The organism is Caulobacter sp. 73W (assembly GCF_041021955.1).
Lineage (GTDB): Bacteria > Pseudomonadota > Alphaproteobacteria > Caulobacterales > Caulobacteraceae > Caulobacter.
The window spans coordinates 2461326-2483302 of the sequence record NZ_CP158375.1 but is presented as its reverse complement, the minus strand read 5'-3'; the positions used below and the strand labels follow the sequence as shown (position 1 = coordinate 2483302).

At 67.8% G+C, this 21977-nt stretch carries 19 protein-coding genes and 1 pseudogene; 7 read left to right on the top strand and 13 right to left on the bottom strand.

The genetic code is table 11. The annotated features are described in order from the left end of the window. Together ABOZ73_RS11640 and ABOZ73_RS11635 are read right to left on the bottom strand one after the other, a co-directional pair. Nucleotides 1-1401: a pyridoxal-phosphate dependent enzyme gene (locus ABOZ73_RS11640; RefSeq protein WP_369058315.1), complete on the bottom strand. Its 1401-nt coding sequence runs from the start codon at nt 1399-1401 to the stop codon at nt 1-3. 174 nt (nt 1402-1575) lie between these two features. Then, nucleotides 1576-1749, bottom strand: coding sequence for a hypothetical protein (locus ABOZ73_RS11635; protein WP_369058314.1), 174 nt, complete (start codon nt 1747-1749; stop codon nt 1576-1578). A gap of 135 nt (nt 1750-1884) precedes the next feature. Between ABOZ73_RS11635 and ABOZ73_RS11630 the strand changes: the two genes are divergently transcribed. Further along, nucleotides 1885-3300, top strand: coding sequence for an alpha/beta hydrolase (locus ABOZ73_RS11630; RefSeq protein WP_369058313.1), 1416 nt, complete (start codon nt 1885-1887; stop codon nt 3298-3300). Here ABOZ73_RS11630 and ABOZ73_RS11625 read toward each other — a convergent pair. From ABOZ73_RS11625 to ABOZ73_RS11610, 4 genes are all read right to left on the bottom strand, one after another. Beyond that, nucleotides 3297-5318 (bottom strand): TonB-dependent receptor plug domain-containing protein, encoded by a 2022-nt coding sequence (locus ABOZ73_RS11625; protein ID WP_369058312.1) that lies wholly within the window; start codon nt 5316-5318, stop codon nt 3297-3299. The two genes, ABOZ73_RS11630 and ABOZ73_RS11625, sit on opposite strands and share 4 nt — an antisense overlap. Nucleotides 5319-5477: 159 nt before the next feature. Further along, entirely contained in the window at nt 5478-6131 is a 654-nt protein-coding gene (gene fsa / locus ABOZ73_RS11620; protein ID WP_369058311.1) for a fructose-6-phosphate aldolase, read from the bottom strand. Between the two features lie 9 nt (nt 6132-6140). Beyond that, nucleotides 6141-7031: a dTDP-4-dehydrorhamnose reductase gene (gene rfbD / locus ABOZ73_RS11615; protein ID WP_369058310.1), complete on the bottom strand. Its 891-nt coding sequence runs from the start codon at nt 7029-7031 to the stop codon at nt 6141-6143. Beyond that, nucleotides 7028-7537 carry an HAD family hydrolase gene (locus tag ABOZ73_RS11610; protein ID WP_369058309.1) on the bottom strand — a complete coding sequence of 170 codons (510 nt, stop codon included), beginning with the start codon at nt 7535-7537 and terminating at the stop codon, nt 7028-7030. The genes rfbD and ABOZ73_RS11610 overlap by 4 nt, the downstream gene beginning before the upstream one ends. Nucleotides 7538-7640: 103 nt before the next feature. Here ABOZ73_RS11610 and ABOZ73_RS11605 point away from each other — a divergent pair, with 103 nt between their 5' ends. The 5 genes and pseudogenes from ABOZ73_RS11605 (at nt 7641) to ABOZ73_RS11585 (ending at nt 13264) form a co-directional block, all read left to right on the top strand. Continuing rightward, nucleotides 7641-8798, top strand: coding sequence for an AGE family epimerase/isomerase (locus tag ABOZ73_RS11605; RefSeq protein ID WP_369058308.1), 1158 nt, complete (start codon nt 7641-7643; stop codon nt 8796-8798). Between the two features lie 46 nt (nt 8799-8844). Beyond that, nucleotides 8845-9774 (top strand): annotated as a pseudogene (locus ABOZ73_RS11600) (rhodanese-related sulfurtransferase); the annotation flags it as partial. Nucleotides 9775-9857: 83 nt separating this feature from the next. Continuing rightward, a complete protein-coding gene (locus ABOZ73_RS11595) occupies nt 9858-10157 on the top strand; it encodes a hypothetical protein (protein ID WP_369058307.1) in 300 nt (99 codons plus the stop codon). Between the two features lie 343 nt (nt 10158-10500). Beyond that, nucleotides 10501-12645 carry a cellulose biosynthesis cyclic di-GMP-binding regulatory protein BcsB gene (bcsB, locus tag ABOZ73_RS11590; protein WP_369058306.1) on the top strand — a complete coding sequence of 715 codons (2145 nt, stop codon included), beginning with the start codon at nt 10501-10503 and terminating at the stop codon, nt 12643-12645. 190 nt (nt 12646-12835) lie between these two features. Beyond that, the gene (locus ABOZ73_RS11585; RefSeq protein ID WP_369058305.1) at nt 12836-13264 is read left to right on the top strand and encodes a hypothetical protein; all 429 of its coding nucleotides are present in this window, start codon (nt 12836-12838) and stop codon (nt 13262-13264) included. 16 nt (nt 13265-13280) lie between these two features. On the opposite strand, the gene ABOZ73_RS11580 is transcribed toward ABOZ73_RS11585, so the two are convergent. From ABOZ73_RS11580 to galU, 7 genes are all read right to left on the bottom strand, one after another. Beyond that, complete coding sequence (locus ABOZ73_RS11580; protein WP_369058304.1) at nt 13281-14594, bottom strand: mannose-1-phosphate guanylyltransferase/mannose-6-phosphate isomerase; 1314 nt, start codon at nt 14592-14594, stop codon at nt 13281-13283. 119 nt (nt 14595-14713) lie between these two features. Then, a complete protein-coding gene (locus tag ABOZ73_RS11575; protein WP_369058303.1) occupies nt 14714-16759 on the bottom strand; it encodes an NAD(+) synthase in 2046 nt (681 codons plus the stop codon). A 49-nt stretch (nt 16760-16808) separates the two neighbouring features. Beyond that, nucleotides 16809-17036: a hypothetical protein gene (locus ABOZ73_RS11570; RefSeq protein WP_369058302.1), complete on the bottom strand. Its 228-nt coding sequence runs from the start codon at nt 17034-17036 to the stop codon at nt 16809-16811. A gap of 115 nt (nt 17037-17151) precedes the next feature. Continuing rightward, nucleotides 17152-18210, bottom strand: coding sequence for an HlyD family secretion protein (locus ABOZ73_RS11565; protein WP_369058301.1), 1059 nt, complete (start codon nt 18208-18210; stop codon nt 17152-17154). Nucleotides 18211-18222: 12 nt separating this feature from the next. After that, nucleotides 18223-19893, bottom strand: coding sequence for an MFS transporter (locus ABOZ73_RS11560; protein ID WP_369058300.1), 1671 nt, complete (start codon nt 19891-19893; stop codon nt 18223-18225). Further along, entirely contained in the window at nt 19890-20441 is a 552-nt protein-coding gene (locus ABOZ73_RS11555) for a TetR/AcrR family transcriptional regulator (protein ID WP_369058299.1), read from the bottom strand. Before ABOZ73_RS11555 ends, ABOZ73_RS11560 begins: the two co-directional genes overlap by 4 nt. A gap of 58 nt (nt 20442-20499) precedes the next feature. Continuing rightward, nucleotides 20500-21372: a UTP--glucose-1-phosphate uridylyltransferase GalU gene (gene galU / locus ABOZ73_RS11550; protein ID WP_369058298.1), complete on the bottom strand. Its 873-nt coding sequence runs from the start codon at nt 21370-21372 to the stop codon at nt 20500-20502. A 121-nt stretch (nt 21373-21493) separates the two neighbouring features. Here galU and ABOZ73_RS11545 point away from each other — a divergent pair, with 121 nt between their 5' ends. Then, nucleotides 21494-21790 carry a hypothetical protein gene (locus tag ABOZ73_RS11545; protein WP_369058297.1) on the top strand — a complete coding sequence of 99 codons (297 nt, stop codon included), beginning with the start codon at nt 21494-21496 and terminating at the stop codon, nt 21788-21790. Nucleotides 21791-21977 lie beyond the last annotated feature (187 nt).

The following is a 21977-nucleotide window of genomic DNA, read 5'->3' as shown; positions in this document are numbered from 1 at the left end:
TCAGGCCGTCAGACGCAGGTGGTTGATCAGGTCGACGCGGGTGATGACGCCGATGAATTCGTCGCCATCGACGACCAGGGCGACCTCGTCGCGGTCGAAGACCTCGGGCAGCGCCTCGACGCCCTGGTGGGCCTGAAGGGTGTTCACCGCCTTGGTCATGGCCTCCGACACCGGCTGCTTGAAGCGCGGCCCGGGCTGGTCGTCGCCGCCCTCGACGGCGGCGAGGATGTCGCTTTCGTCCAGGATGCCGACCAGCTTGCCGTGATCGACCACCGGCAGCTGGCTGATGTCGCCGCTGCGCATGCGGTTATAGGCGGTCATAAGAGTGTCCTGCGGACCGATGGCGACCACGCCGCCGTCGGCGTAGCGCTTGGCGATCAGGTCGCGCAGGTCGCCGTGCAGCTCACGCTCGTCGAAGCCGTGGGCCGCCAGCCACATGTCGTTGAACATCTTGGTCAGGTACTTGGCGCCCGTGTCGCAGACCAGGGTCACGACCCGCTTGGGCTCCGTCTGCTCGCGGCACCAGCGCAGGGCCGCGGCCAGCAGCGTGCCCGAGGACGAGCCGGCTAGCACGCCTTCCTTGCGCAGCAACAGGCGGGCGGTGTCGACGCTTTCGCGGTCGCTGATCGAATAGGCCTTCTTGACCAGGCTCATATCGGCCACGGCGGGAATGAAGTCCTCGCCGATGCCCTCGACGATCCAGGAACCGGCCTCGCCATACGTCCCGGTGGCCACGTAGTCGCACAGGATCGAGCCGACCGGATCGGCCAGGACCATCTGCGTCTTCGGCGAGTGCTTTTGCATGTACCGGCCGATGCCGGTCAGGGTGCCGCCGGAGCCGACGCCGACGACCACCGCGTCCAGGTCGCCTTCCATCTGGGCGAAGATTTCCGGCGCGGTGCCGGTCTCGTGCGCCAGCGGATTGGCCGGATTCTCGAACTGGTTGACGTAGATCGCGCCAGGGATGGACTGCGCCAGGGTCTGGGCCATGTCCTGATAGTACTCGGGGTGGCCCTTGCCCACATCGCTGCGGGTCAGGCGCACATCCACGCCCATGGCGCGCAGGTGCAGGATCTTTTCCCGGGCCATCTTGTCCGGGACGATCAGGATCAACTTATAGCCCTTGAGGCTGGCGACCTGCGCCAGGCCAAGGCCCGTGTTGCCGGCGGTGGCTTCGATGATGGTGCCGCCCGGCTTCAGGCTGCCGTCCTTCTCGGCCGCCTCGATCATGGAGCGGGCGACCCGGTCCTTGATCGAACCGCCGGGGTTCTGGCTTTCAAGCTTGAGGAACAGGCGGCAGGGGCCGGTGTCGATGTTGCGGACCTCGATCATCGGGGTCGAGCCGATCAGGTCGAGAGCGGAGGACTGCGCCTTGGGCGCGGTCGGAAGTTGGTCGGTCATGGCGAAGTCTCCGCCTGAAAACGATGGAATTGCCCTCTTCTAGAGGCAAATCGCGCAAGTTCGAAAGCCGGTCCGCGATGGATGGCGAGAAATCGTTGCGCGACAAAAGCGTGGTGATCGCGGCGGGCTGGCGCAAGGGCGGGAAGCGCACGATCTGCGCTACCGTCGTGCGGCCTAATCCTTATCGCGCGCCATGCGATGGACGATCACCATGGAGGCGAGCGTCGCCACGCAGACGAGCGCCGTCAGCGCCGGCCGGCCGTCCATGTAGGCCGCCAAGGCGCCGCCGCCGCCGATCAGACCGACGACGACCAGGGGCCAGGGAGAGGTTTCGAACTCAGGGTCCATGGCGGGCTTATCGCGCCATGCGTGTAGGGGATCGATCTCGTAATTCTACGGCGCCGCCGCCCTGCCGCAGGGGCAGGCCCTTGCGCGGCGGGCTGTTCTGGCGACCTATGGCCGTTCGAATTTCGGGGAGAGAAGATGATCCGTTCCTTGTGGGCGCCTTTGGCGGGCGTTGCGTTCCTGGTCGCAGCCGGCGCGGCCAAGGCGGCCGAGCCGCAGTTCACACCTGGCGCGTGCGTGGGCGACTATGCCGGCGCGCCCTACAAGGTGGACTGCGGAACCATGACGGTGGACGAGGCGCGAGGCGATCCGAAGTCGCGCCGCATCACCTTCCCCGTCGCCATCGTACGCGCGCTGGAACCCAAGGGCCTGCCGCCGGTCGTCTATTTCCACGGCGGCCCCGGCGGCGACGCGGTTGAGAGCGTGCCCGCCCGGCTGAAGCGCCCGGCGGCGAAGGAGTTCATCGCGGTCGACCAGGACTGGATATTCTTCGACCATCGCGGCACGGGCCTGAGCCAGCCGAACATGAACTGCCCAGGCACGGCCCTGACCGACGCCGGCCCGCCGTCCAAGAAGGACGCCGACGGCATCATCGCCTGCCTGAAGGCGTTCCGGGCCCAGGGCGTCGACCTGACCCGCTACAACGCCGTAGAAGTCGCTCGCGACGTTCAGGACATGCGCAAGGCCCTCAAGCTGGGCCAGATCGACCTCTATGGCGGCTCCTATGGCACGCGCATCGAGGCGGCGGTCCAGACCCATGCGCCGGAAGGCGTGCGCGCCGTGGTGCAGGACAGCCCCTGGCCGCCGGAGGCAGCCTGGACGGTCGGCGGGCCGGAGATGGTCGCCAGCTCGCTGTACGTGGTCATGGCCAAGTGCGAGGCGATTACCGAATGCGCCAGCCGCTATCCGAACCTGAAGGCCCGCCTGCAGACGATGGCCGCCAAGTTCATGGCCGGTCCGCAGACCATCGGCGGCAAGACCTATAGCGCCGATGACCTGGGCGGCTACCTGATGGACGCCAGCTACTTCGCCGCGCCCGTCCTGCCGCAGCAGCTATCGAAGATCATCACCGGCGACATGTCGCCCGTGGACGAGTTCATGGCCTCCCGCGACTACTATTCGGAGGGCCAGTTCATGACCCACCTGTGCAAGGAGGAGATCCCCTTCGAGAAGCGCGCGGGGATCATGGCCGGCGCCAAGGGCGATGCGGTGGCCGAGCTGATGGTCGCGCCGATGGAGCGCATCCACGACATCTGCGCCGCCGTGAACTGGGGCAAGGTCTGGCCGGTCGAGCAGCAGCCCGTGAAGACGAAGATCCCGACCCTGTTCCTGGCCGCCGAAATCGACCCCGGCTGCCCGCCGGAGCTGACCGAGGCGGCGGCCAAGGGCTATGTCGGCAGCCAGGTGGTCATTGTCACCAACGCCACCCATGGCGTGGCCGGGACCAGCGCCTGCACACGCAAGATGGTGCGCAACTACTTCCTCGACCCGTCCAAGCCGGTGGATCGCTCGTGCCTGCCGGCCAAGGACACGCCCATGGCTTTCGTCTACTAGAAGCTCTTGCGCAGGCGGATCTGCACGAACTCGCGCGGGTCCGTCTGGCGCAGCTCGACCAGCTCTACCTGACGCGTGAAGCGGTCGGCGTAGATCGTCCGCTCGAACGGGAAATCGTTCCAGCGCGTCACCATCAGGCGGATGGCGAGGTCCGGCTTGGGTTTGTATTCCACGTAGGCGTTGAGGAAATTGACCACCTCCATGCGCACCGTCTCGTCCGGGCGGTAGCGCACCCGCTTGAAGGGCGGGATGTAGTCGACGCCATAGGTCAGCTTCCAGCGCGGCAGGTCCTGGGTGAAGCTGACCAGGTGGCGGTTGTGCTCCACCCACGAGATGCGGCGCTTGTCGCCGGTGGTCGGGTCGGTGACCTCGGTGCGGTCCCACTTGGTGTTGACCACCAGACGACCGCCCGGAACCTTGAAGCGCTCCAGCGGCAGGGTCAGGTTGATCGCCACGCGGTTCAGCACGCCGTCGCCGATATTGCCCGTGGCCGACAGGTCGTCCGGCAGAGGGATCTGGTCGATGGCGTCGATGATCTCGTCATGGCGCAGGGTCAGGCTGACCACGCCGTCGCCCCAGAAGCGGCGCTCATAGACGAACTCGCTGATCCAGCGCTGCTCGGGCTCCAGGTCCACATTGCCGCCGAACACTTGATCGTTGTCGAGCGCGGCCGAGGCGGCGAAGTCATCGAAATCCAGCTGGCCCAGCTCCCGCTCGAAGCGGAAGCGAAACTGGTTGTTCTTGACCGGCGTCCAGGTGGCGACCACCCGCGGCTTGACGAAGGTGAAGGTCTTTTCCGAGGTCGCGTCGCCCGACTGGCTGATCACCGAGCGTTCGACCCGCACGATGCCGTCGATGACCAAGTCCGAGCGCGGACGCCAGATTGCCTGGCCGAACATCTCGCCGCGCTTCTCCTCGACCTTCACCGAGGCGCTGGGCAGGGGAATGTTCTCGCCGCCGATGGTGAAGCGCTGCTTTGTGTCCAGGAAGTTGTAGGCGACCTCGCCGCCGCCCTCGAGAGTCAGCTTGGGCGAGCCTTCCCAGCGCAGGGAGGCCCGCGCGATGCTTTCGCCAGACTGGTAGTCGGCGGTGAACACCTGCTCCGCGCCAAAGCCGCGGCTGCGCTCCACCGACTCGCCGTCCTCCAGGTTCTGGATCAGGCGGGCTTCCAGCTTGAAGCTGTTGGCGAAGCGACGCTCATAGCGCGCGCCCAGGTCGCCGCTCAGTTCGTCCTCGCGATAGTCGGAGCGGCGGAAGCGGGCGGCCTCGCCGAAGGCGGCGCTGCTTTTCCAGAAGTCCTCGTCGAGGCTGCCGGTCAGCTCGAGGCGGCCGCCCAGCACCGGGCCCGCCCAGTTGCCGCGCAGGTATTTGCCGCCGCCCTTGAAGTCGGTCTCCATGGGCTCGTCGGAAATCAGACCTCCATCGGCCCGGCGGCGGGTCAGGCGGCCCGGGCCTGTGCCGTCGTCCAGGTCCACGCCCTGGCCCAGTTGAACGCCCCACTGGCGGCCATTGGCGCGCGAGCTGAACTCGTAGCGCAGGCGGTACATCTCCGGTCCGCCCTCGAACAGATAGGGCTCGACGGTGACGATGTGCTCACGCGACGCCTCGGGCTTGAGGATCACGTTCACGACCACCGCATAGTTCTGCATGTCGATGCCGCCGGTCCCGCCGCGGATCAGGTCGATGCGCTCCACCCGCGTGGCAGGGGTGCGCTGCAGGACGGTGGAGCCGGTGTCGGACTTGGAGGCCGGGCGCACCCCGTCGATCAGGACGTTGCCGGCGGCCCCGGCGAAGCCGCGAAGGTCCTCGCCGTCCTCCAGTTTGAAACCGGGAATGCGCTCGACCATCTCCAGCGCCGTATTGGGCAGCAGGGCGGCGAAGAAATCAGGGGTGAATGAGAGGACGCCGCTCTGGGCTGTCGCCGGGGCCGGTCCAGCTTCCGCCTGGGCCATGGCCGCGCCGCCGATGGCGGAAGCGAGGCTGAATACGGACGCCGCCGCGAGCAGTTGGATGCGCATAGGTGTTCCCCTCAGTCGTACGAGGGGAGCTTTGCCCGCTCAAATCGTGCTGTGGCCAATTACATAAAATCAACGTGGATTAAATCTTCGACAGGCTGCCCGCCAAAAAGGCCGGGCATTGCGGCCCGGCCTTGGAATTCCTTGGGGTTGGCGACGGTCCTAAAGGATCGACTGGCCAGTGCCCGCCCAGTCCTTGAGGAACTGCTCAAGGCCCTTGTCGGTCAGGGGATGCTTGAACAGCTCGCCGAACAGGTTGGCCGGCAGCGTCGCGCAATCGGCGCCCGAGAGCGCGGCCTCCTTCACGTGACCCACGGTGCGGATCGAGGCGGCGAGGATCTCGGTGTCGAAGTCGTAGTTGTCGTAGATCGCCCGGATGTCGGTGATCAGGCCCATGCCGTCGGCGCCCTGGTCGTCCAGGCGGCCGATGAAGGGCGATATGTAAGTCGCGCCGGCCTTGGCGGCGAGCAGGGCCTGCACCGCCGAGAAGCACAGGGTCACATTGGTCTTGATGCCTTGGCGGCTGAAATGCGCAGTGGCGATCAGGCCGTCACGGGTCAGGGGCACCTTGACCACGACATTGGGGGCGATGCCCGCAAGCTTTTCGCCCTCGGCGATCATGGCGTCGGCCTTGATGGCGGCGACCTCGGCGCTGATCGGGCCGGGCACCAGATCGCAGATCTCGGCGATCACCTCGAGCATCGGGCGGCCCGACTTGGCGATCAGGGTCGGATTGGTGGTCACGCCATCCACGAGGCCCGTCTCGGCCAGTTCGGCGATCAGCTTGGTGTCGGTGGAGTCGAGGAAAATCTGCATGCTTGCCTCTTAGCTGTTCAAAGCGCCGTTCGCCACCAGAGCGTCAGCGGTTTCGGCGACCGCCTCACGCCAGGCCCGGGGATGTTCGCCGAAAACCCGTGACAGCTTTCCTGTGTCGAGCGCCGAATAGGCCGGGCGCGGCGCGGGCTCGGGAAAGGCCGTCATCGGCACGGGCGTCAGTCGCGCCCGCGTCTGCGGATCGCGGGCGATAGCGGCGGAAGCCAGTTCGAAGCGGGTCGCCACGCCGCTGTTGGCGAAGTGGAACAGGCCGAACGCCTCGTCCCCCGCCGACGCGGCGGCCCAGCGCGGCGTGGTGCGGACCAGGAAATCGGCCAGGTCGACGGCGCTGGTTGGAGTGCTGGTCTGGTCGGCGACGATGCGCACCTCGTCCCGCTCCCGCGCCAGGCGCATCATCACCGTGACGAAGTTGCGGCTGAGGGGCGAGAACACCCAGGCGATGCGAAACACCACGCCCTTGGCGTAGGCCAGCACGGCCGCCTCCCCCGCCAGCTTGGAGCGCGCATAGACCGAGGCCAGGGGAGCCGCGGAGTCGGTCTCCACATAGGGCGCGCCCTTGGCGCCGTCGAAGACGTAGTCGGTGGACAGATGGACAAGCGGCAGGCCCCGCGCGGCGCAGGCCCGCGCCATGGCGGCCGGCGCCTCCACGTTCACGGCCATGGCGGCCTGTGGATCGCTCTCGGCCGCATCCACGGCGGTGAAGGCGGCGCAGTTTAGGATCAGGTCGCAGTCGGCGGCTGCGATCGCCGCCTCGATGGCGACAGGATCGGCGAGATCGCAATCGGCCCGCGACAGGGCCGTCACCTGCGCCCTTCCCTCGGCGGCGGCCAGGATGCAGCGGGCGACCTGGCCCGTCGCGCCGAATTGAAGGATACGGATCATGCGATGACCCGCGCCACCAGGGCGTCGAGATCGCCGCCCTCATAGAGGTGGCCTGGCATGCCGGCGCGGCGGGCGGCCTCCATGTCGGAGCCTCGGTCGCCGATCATCAGGGCCTCGTCGGCGGTCAGGCCAAAATCGCGCAGGGCCGCCAGCAGCATGCCGGGATTGGGCTTGCGGTCTGGATGGTCGTCGTGCCGCCAGGCCTCGATCCGCGCGTCCTTGTGGTAGGGGCAGGCGTAGAAGGCGTCGATCCGGCCGCCGTCATCGGCCAGCTGTCGCTGCATCTCCTCATGGAACAGATCGACGGCGGCCAGGTCGTACAGGCCACGCGCCACGCCGGACTGGTTGGTGACCACGATCACCTTGAGGCCAGCCTCGTTCAGACGAAGGATCGCCGCGCGGGCGCCGGGCGTCCAGACCAGGTCCTCGGGCTTGTGGGTGTACCCTTCGTCGAGGTTCAGCACCCCATCACGGTCGAACAGCACGGCCTTCAGCGTGGTTTTCATGATCCGGCTTTAGACGTGCGGGAACCGCCCCTCAAGCGGGACCGTTGCGCAGCCGGGCGATGCGCCTCAAAACCCCTGTTGCTTGATCGCTGGAGTGCCTGCCATGTCCGACGCCTTCGCCAAGGCCGCCAAGTTGTGCGCCACGCTGAAGACCTGGCTGCTGAACGACGCCTATCCGATCTGGTGGGAGGTCGGGGCCGACCACATGCGAGGCGGCTTCTACGAAAAGATCGCCCAGGACGGCACGCCGGTGGAGGCGCCCCGCCGCGCCCGGGTGCAGCCGCGCCAGATCTACGCCTTCGCCGCCGCCAAGGCCCTGGGCTGGGACGGTCCGGCCGACGCCGCCGTGGCGCACGGTCTCGACTTCTTCCTGGGCCGCTACCTTCGCCCTGACGGCCTTGTCCGCACCCTGGTCAGCCCGGAGGGCGAGCCCCTGGACGACAGCGTGGTCCTCTATGACCAGGCCTTCGCGATCTATGGCCTGGCCGTCGCCTATCGCCTGACCGGAGAAGCGCGCCTGCGGGACATCGCCGTAACCTTGCGCGACGCCTTGATCGCCGAACGCAAGCATCCTGTGGCCGGGTTCGAGGAGGGTTCGCCCCGCGTCACGCCCCTGCTGTCCAACCCGCACATGCATCTGTTCGAGGCCTGCCTGGAATGGGACGAGGCCGGCGGCGACGCCCAGTGGCGCGTCCTGGCCGACGAGATCGCCAACCTCGCCCTCAGCCGGTTCGTCGACCCAAAGAGCGGCGGCGTCCGCGAGTATTATGACGGCGACTGGCATGCCGCCCCTGGCGTGGATGGCCGCATCCTGGAGCCGGGCCACCAGTTCGAATGGGGCTGGCTGCTGATGCGCTGGGGCAGCCTGGCCGCCCATCCCAACGCCATCGAGGCGGCCCTGCGCATGATCGGCATCGGCGAAGGCCCAGGCGTCGATCCGCAGCGCGGCGTCGCCTTCTTCTCCCTGCTGGACGACATGACGCCCCACGACCTGACGGCGCGCCTTTGGGCCCAGACCGAACGGATCAAGGCCGGCGTTCTGGCCGCCGAATTGACCGGCGACAATTCCTGGTGGGACATGGCCAGCGCCGGTGCGGAGGGCCTGCTGAAGTACTTCGACACGCCGGTTCCGGGGCTCTATCGCGACCGCATGCAGCCCGACGGTTCATTCGTGGACGAACCAGCCCCGGCCAGTTCGCTCTATCACATCGTGCTCGCCATCGCGGAGTTCGACCGGGCGGTGAAGACGCGCGCGGGCTGACCCGCCGTTCTTGCCCTTGGACGCCCGGAGGCATAAGGGCTCGCCCATGACCTCCCCCGCGCCCGTCCGCGTGACCGCCCTCTATCATTTCACCGCCTTCGACGACCTCGAGGCGCTGCGTGGGCCGCTGGCCAAGCTGTGCTGCTCGCTCGACGTGAAGGGCACGCTGCTGCTGGCGCACGAGGGGATCAACGGCACCATCGCCGGGACGCCGGACGCCATCGACGCGGTGCTGGATCATATCCGCGCCCTGCCGGGCTGCGCCGGTCTCGACTTCAAGGACTCCTACGCCGAGACCCTGCCCTTCCTGCGCATGAAGGTTCGGCTGAAGAAGGAGATCGTGACTCTGGGCGTGCCTGGGATCGACGCCGCCCGCGACGCCGGGACCTATGTGGACGCCGCCGACTGGAACGCCCTGATCGCCCAGCCGGACGTGGTGCTGATCGACACTCGCAACGCCTATGAGGTCGCCATAGGGACCTTCGAGGGCGCGGTGGATCCGAAGACCGACAGCTTCAGCGACTTCCCCGCCTGGTTCCGCGACTTCCGAGCCGGCTGGGGCGAGAAGAAGCCCAAGGTCGCCATGTACTGCACCGGCGGCATCCGCTGCGAGAAGGCGACCGCCTTCCTTAAAGCCGAGGGCGTGGAGGAGGTCTTCCACCTCAAGGGCGGCATCCTGAAGTATCTGGAGACCGTGCCGGCGAGCCGGAGCACCTGGCGCGGCGAGTGCTTCGTCTTCGACCAGCGCACGGCCGTGAAGCACGGGCTGGAGATCGGCGAACACACCCTTTGCCACGGCTGCCGCATGCCGTTGAGCGCCGCCGATCGCGCCTCGCCGCTCTATGTCGAAGGCGTCAGTTGCCCGGCGTGCCATGGCCAGCGGGACGAGGAACGGCGAGAACGCTACGCCGAGCGCATGCGCCAGATGCAGCATAACGCCAAGCTGGGCGTGACCCACCTTGGCGTCACCACGCCCGAGGCCAAGGCCCGTCACGCCGCCAAGCTGGAAGCCCGGCGGGCCGCAGCGGAACAGACCGCCCGGATGAAGGCGACCGAAGCTTGAACCAGGATCACCTCATCACCGGCGGCTGGCTGATCGCCGTCATGACCGAGGGGCCCGGCAAGAAGCTGGTCCAGCGCTATTTCGCGGTGGGGCATCCCGATCAGGGCAAGGCGGAGTGGACCTGCGTCGATCGCGCGACCCAGGACGGGCCCTTGGCCTCCAGCCCCTCGGACGGGCGCGAGCCGGTCCATGCGGTCAATCCCATCAGCCTTTTCGCCATGAAGACCTACGGCCTGGTTCAGGGGGAAGTTAAACTCCTGGGAGAAAAGCCTCCACGTCGCTGGATGACGCGATAACTTGCAAAACCAGGCGGGCGCCGCGACCTTGCATCGCATCGCCTTCCGTTCGCTGGTAGGCCAGGGCTGCACAGCAAAGTTGGGGAGCCGGAAGCTGATTCGCAGAGCCGCAAGAAGCATCGCCCTAGGCCTGTCGGGCGCCCTTCTCCTCCTGCTTCCCGCCGAGGCCCAGGCGCCGGCGTCCCAGGGGGCCGCGACGCGTCCCGCGACGGCCCCGGCGCGCCCGGCCGCGCCTGCTGCGACCGCTCAAGCCGCTCCGCCGACGGGAACCCCCGCCCAGGCCGTTCCGGCCCCGCCGCCCCCCGCTCCTTCGGCCGGCCCGCAGCCGCTGGGCACCAATCCGGTGACCACCACCTATGCGCCGGCCCAGGTTCAACTGGGCCCGCTGGTGGACGCCCCCCTGCCGCCCGACGTCCAGTCCTTCAGCCTGGCCGATCTGGAGGTGAAGAACCCGCTGCGGATGATCAGCGTCGATGGGGAATTCTCGGTCCCGTTCAACCTGTCGTCCGACACGCAGGTCACGGCCGCCAACCTGCGCCTGCGCCTGACCCATTCGCCGGCCATGCTGCCGGACCTGTCGCAACTGGTCGTCTACATCAACGACGAGGTGATCAGCGCGGTCCGCCTGGACGGCAGCGGCGCCTCGGGCATGACCATAGACATTCCGGTCGATCCGGCCCTGTTCAAGCCCCGCAACCGACTGAACCTGCGCTTCCTCGGCCACTACACGCGCGGCTGCGAGAACCCGCTGCACCCTTCCCTGTGGGCCGAGATCGACTCCCGCGCCTCGCGCCTCAGCATCACCACCACGCGCGGCGCCCCGCGCCTGGAGCTGGCGCGCCTGCCGGCCCCGTTCTTCGAAGGCCTGCCCGGCGGCCTGAACGTGCCCTTCGCCTTCGGCGGCCCGCCCAGCGACGAGGCGCTGCAGTCGGCGGCGGCGGTGGCGTCCTACTTCGCCCTGGCGGCCGACTATCAGCACTTCCGCTTCCCTGTCTCCATCGGGGCTCTTCCCGCCGGTAACGGCGTGGTCTTCGCCACCTCGGGCGAGACGGTCGGCGGCTATTCGGTCGGCCAGATCAACGAGCCGACCCTGCGTCTGGTCGAGAACCCCGCGGCGCCCGGCTCCACCCTGCTGATGGTCATGGGCCGGGATCGCGAGCAGTTGCTGACCGCGGGCCGAACGCTGGCTCTGGGCTCCATCTCCCTGCGCGGCGCCGGCGCGACGACCACCGCGCCCACCCTGCGCGAGCGAAAGCCCTATGACGCACCGCGCTGGCTGCGCACCGACCGCCCCGTCCGCTTCGGCGAGCTGGCCGATCAAAGCGCCATGCAGATCGTCGGCTCGGGCGCGCCGGTCATCGTGCCGATCCGTACGGCGCCGGACCTGTTCCTGTGGCCGTCCAACGTGGCTCGGCTGAAGCTGCGCTACCGGTTCGGGGATGGGGACTGGCTGAACCTGTCGGCCTCGCGCCTCGACGTGTCGCTCAACGGCACCTACGTCAAATCGCTCAGCTTCCGCGACAGCACCCGCGCCGACGTCTTCGTCGACCGCGTGCCGGGCTACTTCACCTTCAAGGAAGCCAAGGTCGATCTGCCGTCCTACATGCTGTTCGGCCAGAACGAGCTGAACCTCTATTTCAACATCATCCCGCGCACCGTGGGGAACTGTAAGGGCGAGCTGCCGGTCAACCTGCGCAGCGGCATCGACCCCGACAGCACCATCGACCTGAGCGGGGCGGCCCACTTCGGCAGCCTGCCGAACCTGGCCTATTTCACCGGCTCGATCTTCCCGTTCACCCGCATGGCCGACCTGTCGGAAACGGCCGTGGTGCTGTCGTCCAACCCGACGCCGGGCGAGCTGGAGACCATGTTCTCGATCATCGGCCAGGCGGCGGAATCCACCGGCGTCGCGGCGACCCGCGTGCTGATCACCCGCAGCTCGGACGAGGCGGTCCTCAAGGACAAGGACGTGCTGCTGATCGGCTCCACCGCCCTGGCGGCCAGCCATGCCGGCCTGTTCGCCAAAAGCCCGTTCACCCCGACTGAAGGCGGCCTTGTCCGTCGCGCGCGTCTGCTGGACGGACTGACCCGACTGTTCGGCGGCAAGGGCGCCGACAGCGTGCTGGATGGCCAGGACTTCGCCGGTCTGGCCAGCTTCCGCTCGCCCTATGGGGGCCGGCGCGTGGTGGTGACCGTGCTGTCCTCCGACCCGGCGACCCTGCCGGCGACGATGCGCCGCCTGACCCTGCCGACCAACATCTTCAAGGTGCAGGGCGACCTGACGGCCGACGCCTCCGACGGGGTAAAGGGCTACCGCGTCGGGCCGATCTTCTGGCGCGGCACGCTGTCGCCGCTGATTTTCGTGCTGTGGTGGTTCAGCCGCAATCCGTTGCTGCTGGCCCTCGGCTTCGTGGCCGCGGCGCTGATCCTGTCCGGTCCGGTGTTCCTGGCCTACAAGGCGCTCGAGAAGCGCCGCCTGCAGCAATAGCCGCGGCGAGACGTGGTCCGAGGCGGAGAACCATCCCCCTCGGACCACGTTTCCCTGAGCATGAACACCCTGATCGAAAACCTAGGCCTGGACCCTGAGAGGGTGTCCGACGCGGTGGCCGATTTCACGACGGTCTCGCTGTTCGCGCTAGCCGCTGTCGCCATCCTTCAACACGTCGCCTGAGGCCCCCATGAGAAGCATCGTCGTCGCAGCCGTGGCCCTGACGGCCGCCGCCTGTGGTCAGCCCGCCGAAGAGAAAGCGCAGACCGCCGCGGCCCCGGCCCCTTCGGAGCCCCCCGTCGCGGCGCCGATCACCCCGCCGCCGGTCGGGGACGCCAGCCGCTGGCTAGGGCGTTGGAATGGTCCGGAAGGACTGTTCCTGGACATCAAGGCCGGTGATCAGCCGGGCACGGTCGCCATGACCCTGAAGGACAACCTCGACACCCAGGCCGACTATGTGGGGCGGCTGGATGGCGACGTGATCCGCTTCGAACGCCGCGGCGCGCCCGAGAGCATCCGTTTCGGCGCGGGTACGGAGACCGGCTTCAAGTATCTGCAGGACCGCGAGGACTGCGTGATCGTGATCGCCAACCAGGAAGGCTACTGCCGCTCCAGCTGACCCATGGTCGTAGCGGCTACAGCCAGCGGGTGACCAGCAGTGTCGCGCCGCCCTTGGCGCGCACGCTCATCGGACCGTCGAGGTCGAAGCGGTCGCCGCTCTTGTGGCGCTTGGGCTCTCCCTCGATCTTGCCGGCCAGCACCTGAACGGTGCCGGCGGGAAGAACGGCGGCGGCCTTGTCCTCAAGACGCCAGATCTCGACCTCGGCCCCGTTCTCCTTGGTCACCGGCTGTTTGGCGACCCCGCCGCTGGCGCTGACCACGTGGCGCTGGGCGATGTGCCGGCCGCCTTCCTTGAGCTTGTCGACCAGGGTCTTGACGCTCTGGGCGTCGTCCCGACGGCAGACCAGCACCGCGTCCGGCTCGGCGACGATCAGCAGGTCCGTGACGCCGATCACCCCCACGAATGGGCCGTTCGAGCGCACGAGCACGCCCTCGGTGCGGATCAGCTGCACGTCGCCGCTGGCGCTGTTGCCGGCCTCGTCGCGGGGCGAGGCGTCCCAGATGGCGTCCCAGGCGCCCAGGTCCGACCAGGTGAACCCGGCCGGGGCCACGGCGGCCTTGCGGGTGCGCTCCATGACCGCGAAGTCCACCGACTTCTTGGCCGCGCCGGCGAAGGCGTCGCGGTCCAGCCACAGGGCCTGGCCGTCGCGGCGGGCCCAATCCACGGACTCGCGGGCCGCCTGGGCGATGGTCGGTTCGAACTCGGCCATCTCCTCCATCAGCACGTCGGCGCGGAAGGCGAAGTTGCCGCTGTTCCACAGATAGCCTTCGGTCAGGTACTTCTCAGCGGTCTTGCGGTCCGGCTTCTCGACGAAGGCGTCCACGCGCTGCACGCCGTTCTCCAACTGAGCGCCGGGGCGGATGTAGCCGTAGCCCGTGGCGGGATCGGTGGGCTCGACGCCGAAGGTGACGATGTGGCCGTCGCCGGCCGCCTTGGCGGCGACCGTTGCGGCCTGCTGGAAAATCTCGGATTCGGCGATGTGGTGGTCGGCGGCCAACATCAGCATGACGCCCTTCGGCGCCAGGGTCTGGATATAGGCGGCTGCGGCGGCGATGGCCGGACCGCTGTCGCGGGCCTCGGGCTCGACCAGCACGGTCACACGCACGCCGATCTCGGCGGCCTGGCGAAGCACCTGCTCCAGCATGCTGCGGCCGGTGACGATCACCGGCTCCTCGGCGCCCGGCATCTCGCGCAGGCGCTTGAGGGTTTCCTGGTACGAAGAACTCTCGCCGATCAGCTTGAGGAACTGCTTGGGACGGTCAGGACGCGACGCCGGCCATAGACGCGTGCCAGAGCCGCCGCAGAGGATCACCGGATAAAGCGACATGGAATACACAGCCTCCCGAACAGGCTTGCCGAACGCGCCGGCAGCCTCGCCGTTCCCAGCGGGACTTGCGTTTAAACTAAAGCTTGGCCTTGGGAAGTCGGAATGCCGACATTCCGATCTCAGACTGGGACGTTCGCCTTCAATTCAGCCAGCCATAGATCGGCCGGGGCGTCCGACGGCATCCGCCAGTCGCCACGTGGCGACAGCGCGCCCCCCGAGGCGATCTTGGGCCCGTTCGGCACGGCCGAGCGCTTGAACTGATTGGCGAAGAACCGCTTGAGGAACAGCTCCAGCCAGCCCTTGATGGTCGGCAGGTCGTAGGCGATGCGCGACGCTGGCGGCGTATTGGCCGGCCAGCCGCCCTTGGCCGCGTCGCCCCAGGCGTTCAGGGCCAGGTACGCGATCTTAGATGGCGCCATGCCGAACCGTGACAGGTAGTAGAGATTGAAGTCCTGCAGGGCGTAGGGGCCAACGAAGCTCTCCGTCGACTGCGTCTTCTCGCCCGGCACCAGCTCCGGCGAGATCTCGGTGCCCAGGATATCCTCCAGCAGGTCGGCCGTGGCCGCATCCACGTCGCCGGATTGGGCGACGAAGCGGATCAGGTGCTGGATGAGGGTCTTGGGCGCCCCGCTGTTGGGGTTGTAGTGGCTCATGTGGTCGCCGACGCCGTAGGTGCACCAGCCGAGCGCCAGTTCCGACAGGTCGCCAGTACCCACCACCATACCGCTGTGATGGTTGGCTAGACGGAACAGGTAGTCGGTGCGCAGGCCAGCCTGCACGTTCTCAAAGGTCACGTCATAGACCGCCTCGCCCTCGGCGTAGGGGTGGCCGAGGTCGGCGAGCATCTGCTTGGCCGCGGGGCGGATGTCGAGCTCCTGGGCGGTGACGCCGAAGGCCTGCATCAGGGCGTGGGCGTTGGTCTTGGTGCGGTCGCTGGTGGCGAAGCCGGGCATGGTGAAGCCGAGGATATTGGTGCGCGGCAGCCCCAGCTGATCCATGGCCTTGGCCGCCACGATCAGCGCCTGGGTGGAATCCAGTCCGCCTGAAATGCCGATGACCAGCTTTTTGAGGCCCGAGGCCTCGATCCGCCGGGCGAGCCCCTGGACCTGGATGTTGTAAGCCTCGTAGCAGTTCTCCCGCAGCTTGGCGGGATCGGATGGGGTGAAGGGGAACCGCTCAACCTGCCGCGCCAAGGCCATCTCGCCTGCCGGGGGCTCGAACCGTGCGCCGACTTGGCGGAAGTAGTGTTGCGCGGCTTCGGCGGCGTCGCCGAAACTGCCCTGCCGGAAACGCTCCTGCCGGATGCGCGCGACATCGATGTCGGCGACCGCCAGATCGGCCTTGGTGGCGAACCGCTCGGTCTGGGCGAGCAGCGCTCCCAGCTCCCAGATGTCGCCGTGGCCGTCCCAAGCCAGGTCTGTGGAGGACTCCCCCGCTCCGGCCGCCGCGTACACATAAGCGGCCAGGCAGCGCGCGGACTGAGAGGCGCAGAGCAGCCGCCGGGTCTCCGACTTGCCGATGACAACGCTGGAGGCCGATAGATTGAGCAGGATCTCCGCGCCCGCCAGGGCGGCGGCCGTGCTGGGCGGAGACGGTGTCCAGAAGTCCTCGCAGATCTCGGCGTGGAAGGTGAATGGCTGAACACCTTCGACCTTGAAGACCAGGTCCGCGCCGAACGGGATGTCGTGCCCCGCGATGGTCAAGGTCTGATCGGCGACGCCGGCGCCGCTAGAGAACCAGCGCTTCTCGTAGAACTCGCGATAGTTGGGCAGGAAGCTCTTGGGGATCGCGCCCAGGATGCGGCCGCCGCCGATGGCTATGGCGCAGTTGAACAGGCGCGGCCCATCGCGCAGCGGCGCGCCCACCACGAAGATCGGCGACAGGGTGTCGCTCGCCTTGGCCAGTTCGGCCAGAGCCTCCTCCACCGCTTCCAGCAGGACGTCTTGATGATGCAGGTCATCGATGGAGTAGCCGGTGAGGCCAAGCTCGGGGAAGGCCATCAGGGCGACGCCCTGCTCCTGACCCTTCTTCACCAGCTCCAGGATCGACCGGGCGTTCGCCGCCGGGTCGGCCAGGCGCACCTTGGGCACGCAGGTCGCCGTCCGCACGAAGCCGTGCCGGTACGGGTTCAGGAAGGGCAGGTCAGAAGAGGTCTGGATCGCCATGGGCTCCTTCTAACGCCATAGCGTCAAAAAGGCCTAACGATGCGCGTGTTCAGGAATGGCGTGAGGCGCGGCGCCACAGGACGTTGAAGCGGCGGCTGAGGGCGGCGTCCTCGAACATCACCTTGCGGCCGCCCGCGCCATCGGCGTGGACCATTATGAAGGGATAGCCGTTCTCGGAGAGGAAACCCTGGATGAACTGCGACAGGCGCGCCTCGTCCTCGACATGGGCCAGCCGAACTTCAGTCGCGTCGTACGCGTTCAGGGTCGCGCTCATCATCCGAGCCTCCGCCTTCATTAAGGTTCAGCTAACCACCTTTTCGCACTCGCGAAAAGAGTTCGCTGTCGCAAAACTTCCACACGCTCAACCGTCGGACAATACCGTAAGTTCCCTATCAACCGCCGGTATTGATCCGCGCCGTCACCGACATGCCGGGGCTCAGGCGGTCGAGACCGGCTTGCCCCGGATCAAGGGCGATCCGGACCGGCAGGCGCTGGGCGACCTTGGTGAAGTTTCCCGTGGCGTTGTCTGGGCGGATGACGCTGAACTCAGACCCGGTGGCCGGCGCGATGCGCTCCACATGGCCATGCAACGTTGAACCGAGCGCATCGACCGCCAGGTCCGCGGACTGGCCGACCCGCACCTTCTTCATCTGGGTTTCCTTGAGGTTGGCGGTGACCCAGACGCGGTCGGGGACCAGCGCCATCAGCTGGGTGGCGACGGCGACCTGCTGTCCTTGACGGACGCTGATCTCGCCCAGCTTGCCCGCGCGCGGCGCGGTGATGCGGGTGTTCTGAAGGTCGATCCGGGCGAGCGAGACCTGGGCGGCGGCATTCTCCACAGCGGCCTGAAGGGCGGCGCGATTGACCACCGCGGTGGCGACGCCGGTCCCGGCGATGGATTGCTGGGCGCGCGCCTGGGCGACCTGGGCCTCGGCGGCGCGCAGGGCGGCGCGGGTGATGTCGACCTGGGCCTGCGCCACCCAACCGCCTTCGAACAGGGTCTGCGACCGCTTGGCGTCGGCGCGGGCGCGCACCAGTTGGGCCTCGGCGCCGGCGACGCCCGCCGTGCTTTGTGCGACCCCGCCCCGCGCGGTGGACTGGGCCTGGGCGGAATTGGCGAGATTGGCCTGGGCGGCGTGCAGGGCCGCCTCCGCCTGCTGCAGGCGCTGGCGATAGATGCGGTCGTCGATGGTCGCCAGCAGCTGGCCCTCGGTCACGGTCTGGAAGTCCTGCACCGGGACGGATGTGACGTAGCCGGTGACCTGCGGGCTGATCACCGTCACCTGCCCTCGGACATAGGCGTTGTCCGTGGTCTGCACCGCCCCGGAGAACGGCGGCAGCTTCCACGCGTAGAGGATGAGGATCGCGCCCAGCAGGCCGACGGCGGCGAGGACGATGGTCCACAGCACGTTGCGGCGGGGCGGAGCGGGAGAGACAGGCGTATGGGTCATGGGTCTTTTCCGTCAGTCGGTCGCGGCTTCGGCCGCCGCCATGGCGGCGGCGCGGCGGGCGGCGATGCGCGAGCGCAGATGTACGAGGGTGACCCACAGCGATCCTGTGGCCGCCGCGACGGCGATCAGCAGGAAGACATCGTTGTAGGCGAGCACGTTGGCTTGCTGGGCGATCTGCTGGCTGAGCAGCTTCATCCCTTCAAGATTGCGGGCTGCGGGATCGACGATCACGCGGCCATAGGCGCCGGACAGCTGCTGCAGACGCAGCACCACTTCCGGGTCCCCCAGGCTGACCGTCTCGGTCAATTGGCTGGAGTGGAACTTTTCGCGCAGGACCTGGACGGTGCCGACGATAGCGCCGCCCGCCAGGCCGCCGACGTTCTGGGCGATGGAGAACAGGACGATGAAGCTGACCAGGGTCTGCGGCCCCTTGGCCATCACCTGGGAGATGCCGATCAGCAGGGCCGGGCCGATGAAGAAGGCCGAGGCGAAGGCCAGCAGGCTCTGGGTGAGGAACAGGTTGTGCGGCCGCGTCAGCACGGTGGCGTGGCTGTCGATGAAGGCGCCGAGCGCGATCAGGCCCAGCGCGATGGCGATCGGCTTGTTCAGCTTGGTCATGTTGAGCGTGAAAGCGCTGGTCAGGGTGCCGGCGACCATGGCCGCCAGGATCACCCAGAACAGGCCGTGCATCTGATCCGGCCCAAGCCCCACCTGCTGCAGGAACCCTACCGCGCCTGAGGTCTGTTCGGACAGCACGATGCGGACCAGCAGGATCGCCAGCACCAGCCGGATGATGTCGCCGCTGGCCATCCAATGCAGGTTGATCAGCGGATGCTTGCGGTTGAACTCGATGATCAAAGCGGCGGACAGCAGGATCATCGACGCGGCCAGGGCCCAGCCGATCCACGCCGCCTCCGTCCACCAGACAATGCGGCCAAGGCCGAGCACGGCGCACAGCATGGCGACGCCCGGCGCGAACAGGGCGAAGGTCACGAAGTCGAGCCGGTCATAGGCCTTCAGGCGTTCCGACGGCGGCAGGCGCAACGCGAACACCGCCGCCAGCGACGCCAGGGCCAGGCCCAATTCGAACATGTGCATGGCCCGCCATTGGTCCAGGTCGAGCAGGTGACTGGAGAAGATGCGGGCCAGAGGCAGGGCGAAGCTGCTCAGGCCGATGCCGATGATCAGACCCTTCAGCCGGTGCGCGGCCGGGAAACTCTGGATTAGATAGAGGAACCCCAGGGTCGACATGCCGGCGGCGCACATGCCCGCCACGGCGCGCAGGACCAACGCCGAGGTGAAGCTGCTGATGAACAGGTTGCCGAGGCTGACCAGGACGAAGACGCCTAGGATCATCTTCGTGAAGAGCTGCAGGCCGTACTGCATGCGGAACTTGATCAGCAGCAGGTTCATGCAGGCGTTGGTCATGACGAAGATGACCGGCAGCCAGGCCGCCTCGGTCGTCGTCGCGCCCAGCGCGCCGGCCAGTTGCGGCAGGTTGGCGGTGACCACCGCATTGCCGAGGCTGCCGGTGATGGCGACCAGGACGCCCGTGGCCGCATAGGCCAGGCGCCGGGCCGGGGGGTGATCGGGCGTGGCGGGGGAGCCGGGAAACTGCGGCCTTTCGTGCGGCTGCAGCGTCGCGAAGTATTCCGACCAGGGAAGATGATGTCCGCGGCTCATGGACGGGTCCTCAACCCTTCCAGAACGATCATGCGGGCCCTTTGGCTCATCGCCTGGGGATCTGTTCCGACCGCATTAGCGGCGGAACTGAGCATGAGGGCGATGGCGCGGATGTCTTCCGGCCCAAGGTCTGGGCGAACCAGCCCGGCGGCCTGGGCGCGAGCAAGCGGCGGACCGCCAGCCTCGACCAGTGTCCGGCGCACCTGAGCCAGCATCTCCGCCGAGCTTGGCGCGCGCAGGGCCGCCGCCAGCCCGGCGTTGCGCACCTGCAGATCGGCCAGGTCGTTGATGAAGGCGAAAAAGGCCTGCGGGTCGTCCCCCCGTGCGAGGGTCCGCTGGGCCAACTGGTCCAGCTGGTCGGCGAACACCGCCAGGGCCAGCACGTAGCGGTCTGCGAAGTTACGATAGAGGGTGGCGCGCCCTACCCCCGCCCGTTCGGCGATCAGATCGAGTGGCGCTTCAAGGCCCGATTCCGCGAAGACCGTCCGCGCCGCTTCGAGAATATCGGCGCGACGTCGGGCGGCGTCCTGGCGGAGGGGGCGTGTCATGAGCCGACAAGTGGACACTCGTGTCCACTTATTCAACCCCCTCCCGGGAGAAGGTCGATCAGGCCTTCAGCAGGGCCTCGACCGCGGTGCGGGCGCCGGCGGCCAGCTCAGGGTGCCTCAGGGCCAGACCGACATTGGCGCGCAGCAGGCCGATCTTGTCGCCGCAGTCGTAGGTCGCGCCTTCGTATTCATAGGCGTGGAAGTCCTGCACGCCCATCAGGCGGGCCATGGAATCCGTCAGCTGGATCTCGTTGCCCGCGCCCTTTTCCTGGGCGGCGAGCAGACCAAAGATCTCCGGCTGCAGGATGTAGCGGCCGGCGATGGAGAGGTTGGACGGGGCCGTGCCCTGCGGCGGCTTTTCGACCATGCCCGACATGGTGGCCAGGCGGCCGTCGATCTTGCTGGGAGCGACGACGCCATACTTGTGGGTGTCTTCCATCGGCACCTGCTCGACGGCGACGATGTTGCCGCCGACGCGGTTATAGACATCGACCAGTTGGCTCAGGGCGCCCGGCTCGCCGTCGATGATCACGTCGGGCAGCAGGACGGCGAACGGCTCGTCGCCAATGATGTCGCGGGCGCACCACACCGCGTGGCCCAGGCCCAGCGGCTGCATCTGGCGCACGAAGCTCATCTCGCCCGGCTTGGGCAGCTCATCGCGCAGTTGCTTGAGGATGGCCGTCTTGCCCTTGGCTTCCAGCTGGGCCTCGAGCTCGATCTGGTGGTCGAAGTAGTCCTCGATGGCGCCCTTGGAGCGGCCGGTGACGAAGACGAAATGCTCGATGCCCGCGGCGCGGCCCTCGGCCACGATGTAGGACAGGATCGGCCGGTCGACGACGTTCAGCAGCTCCTTCGGCGTGGTCTTGGTCCCGGGCAGGACACGGGTTCCAAGGCCGGCGACCGGCAGGACGGCTTTACGGACAGGCTTCATCGAATTCCTCCAAATCCCCGACTGGAGTTGGTTTAGCGGTCCTGGCCGGGCTTGGCGAGGCTGCAGGAACTCATAACGGGTGGCGCGCGCTCCCTTTGTGACAGCCACCCCGGGAGCCTTCATGACCAACGCCGTCGACGACGAAACCGCCCTGGAGGAAGTCCTGGCCTGGATGGAACGGCCGCCGCAACCGGGAACGCCCGAGGACGCGCGCTTCGGCGCACTGTTGCGCCAGGTGCTGGCGGCGAGTCTGCCGCAGGACGACGAGGACGCGGAGACCAGCGACGCCCTGCCTCTGGATGACGATCTACGTCAGCGGTTGGAAGCCCTGGCAAAGCGCCGGGACGCCGCCAATCCGTTCGGCGAGAACCCCAACGGCCTCGGCCCGACCCTGGGGATGGACGTCAGCCGGTCCTAGTAGAAGAGGATCAGGACGAGCGCGGCGCACAGGCAGCTCATCGCGATAAGGGTCTTGGCCATGGGGGCCTCCAATCTGTCCCTATAGATAGGAGGCCTTGGGCCTAGTTGCTTGCATGCGCCGCACACGGGTTGAATCACTCCGCCGGCCCCGCGCGGGTTGACCCCCGCCCCCTCGCATGCGACCT

What these genes read in the sequence shown, in the direction of transcription:
- ABOZ73_RS11580 (WP_369058304.1), bottom strand. Translation starts at nt 14,594, where the DNA reads ATGTCGCTTTATCCGGTGATCCTCTGCGGCGGCTCTGGCACGCGTCTA.
- ABOZ73_RS11560 (WP_369058300.1), bottom strand. Translation starts at nt 19,893, where the DNA reads ATGAGCCGCGGACATCATCTTCCCTGGTCGGAATACTTCGCGACGCTG.
- fsa (WP_369058311.1), bottom strand. Translation starts at nt 6,131, where the DNA reads ATGCAGATTTTCCTCGACTCCACCGACACCAAGCTGATCGCCGAACTG.
- rfbD (WP_369058310.1), bottom strand. Translation starts at nt 7,031, where the DNA reads ATGATCCGTATCCTTCAATTCGGCGCGACGGGCCAGGTCGCCCGCTGC.
- ABOZ73_RS11585 (WP_369058305.1), top strand. Translation starts at nt 12,836, where the DNA reads ATGAGAAGCATCGTCGTCGCAGCCGTGGCCCTGACGGCCGCCGCCTGT.
- ABOZ73_RS11545 (WP_369058297.1), top strand. Translation starts at nt 21,494, where the DNA reads ATGACCAACGCCGTCGACGACGAAACCGCCCTGGAGGAAGTCCTGGCC.
- ABOZ73_RS11570 (WP_369058302.1), bottom strand. Translation starts at nt 17,036, where the DNA reads ATGATGAGCGCGACCCTGAACGCGTACGACGCGACTGAAGTTCGGCTG.
- ABOZ73_RS11630 (WP_369058313.1), top strand. Translation starts at nt 1,885, where the DNA reads ATGATCCGTTCCTTGTGGGCGCCTTTGGCGGGCGTTGCGTTCCTGGTC.
- ABOZ73_RS11555 (WP_369058299.1), bottom strand. Translation starts at nt 20,441, where the DNA reads ATGACACGCCCCCTCCGCCAGGACGCCGCCCGACGTCGCGCCGATATT.
- ABOZ73_RS11640 (WP_369058315.1), bottom strand. Translation starts at nt 1,401, where the DNA reads ATGACCGACCAACTTCCGACCGCGCCCAAGGCGCAGTCCTCCGCTCTC.
- ABOZ73_RS11610 (WP_369058309.1), bottom strand. Translation starts at nt 7,537, where the DNA reads ATGAAAACCACGCTGAAGGCCGTGCTGTTCGACCGTGATGGGGTGCTG.
- ABOZ73_RS11605 (WP_369058308.1), top strand. Translation starts at nt 7,641, where the DNA reads ATGTCCGACGCCTTCGCCAAGGCCGCCAAGTTGTGCGCCACGCTGAAG.
- galU (WP_369058298.1), bottom strand. Translation starts at nt 21,372, where the DNA reads ATGAAGCCTGTCCGTAAAGCCGTCCTGCCGGTCGCCGGCCTTGGAACC.
- ABOZ73_RS11575 (WP_369058303.1), bottom strand. Translation starts at nt 16,759, where the DNA reads ATGGCGATCCAGACCTCTTCTGACCTGCCCTTCCTGAACCCGTACCGG.
- ABOZ73_RS11635 (WP_369058314.1), bottom strand. Translation starts at nt 1,749, where the DNA reads ATGGACCCTGAGTTCGAAACCTCTCCCTGGCCCCTGGTCGTCGTCGGT.
- ABOZ73_RS11625 (WP_369058312.1), bottom strand. Translation starts at nt 5,318, where the DNA reads ATGCGCATCCAACTGCTCGCGGCGGCGTCCGTATTCAGCCTCGCTTCC.
- ABOZ73_RS11565 (WP_369058301.1), bottom strand. Translation starts at nt 18,210, where the DNA reads ATGACCCATACGCCTGTCTCTCCCGCTCCGCCCCGCCGCAACGTGCTG.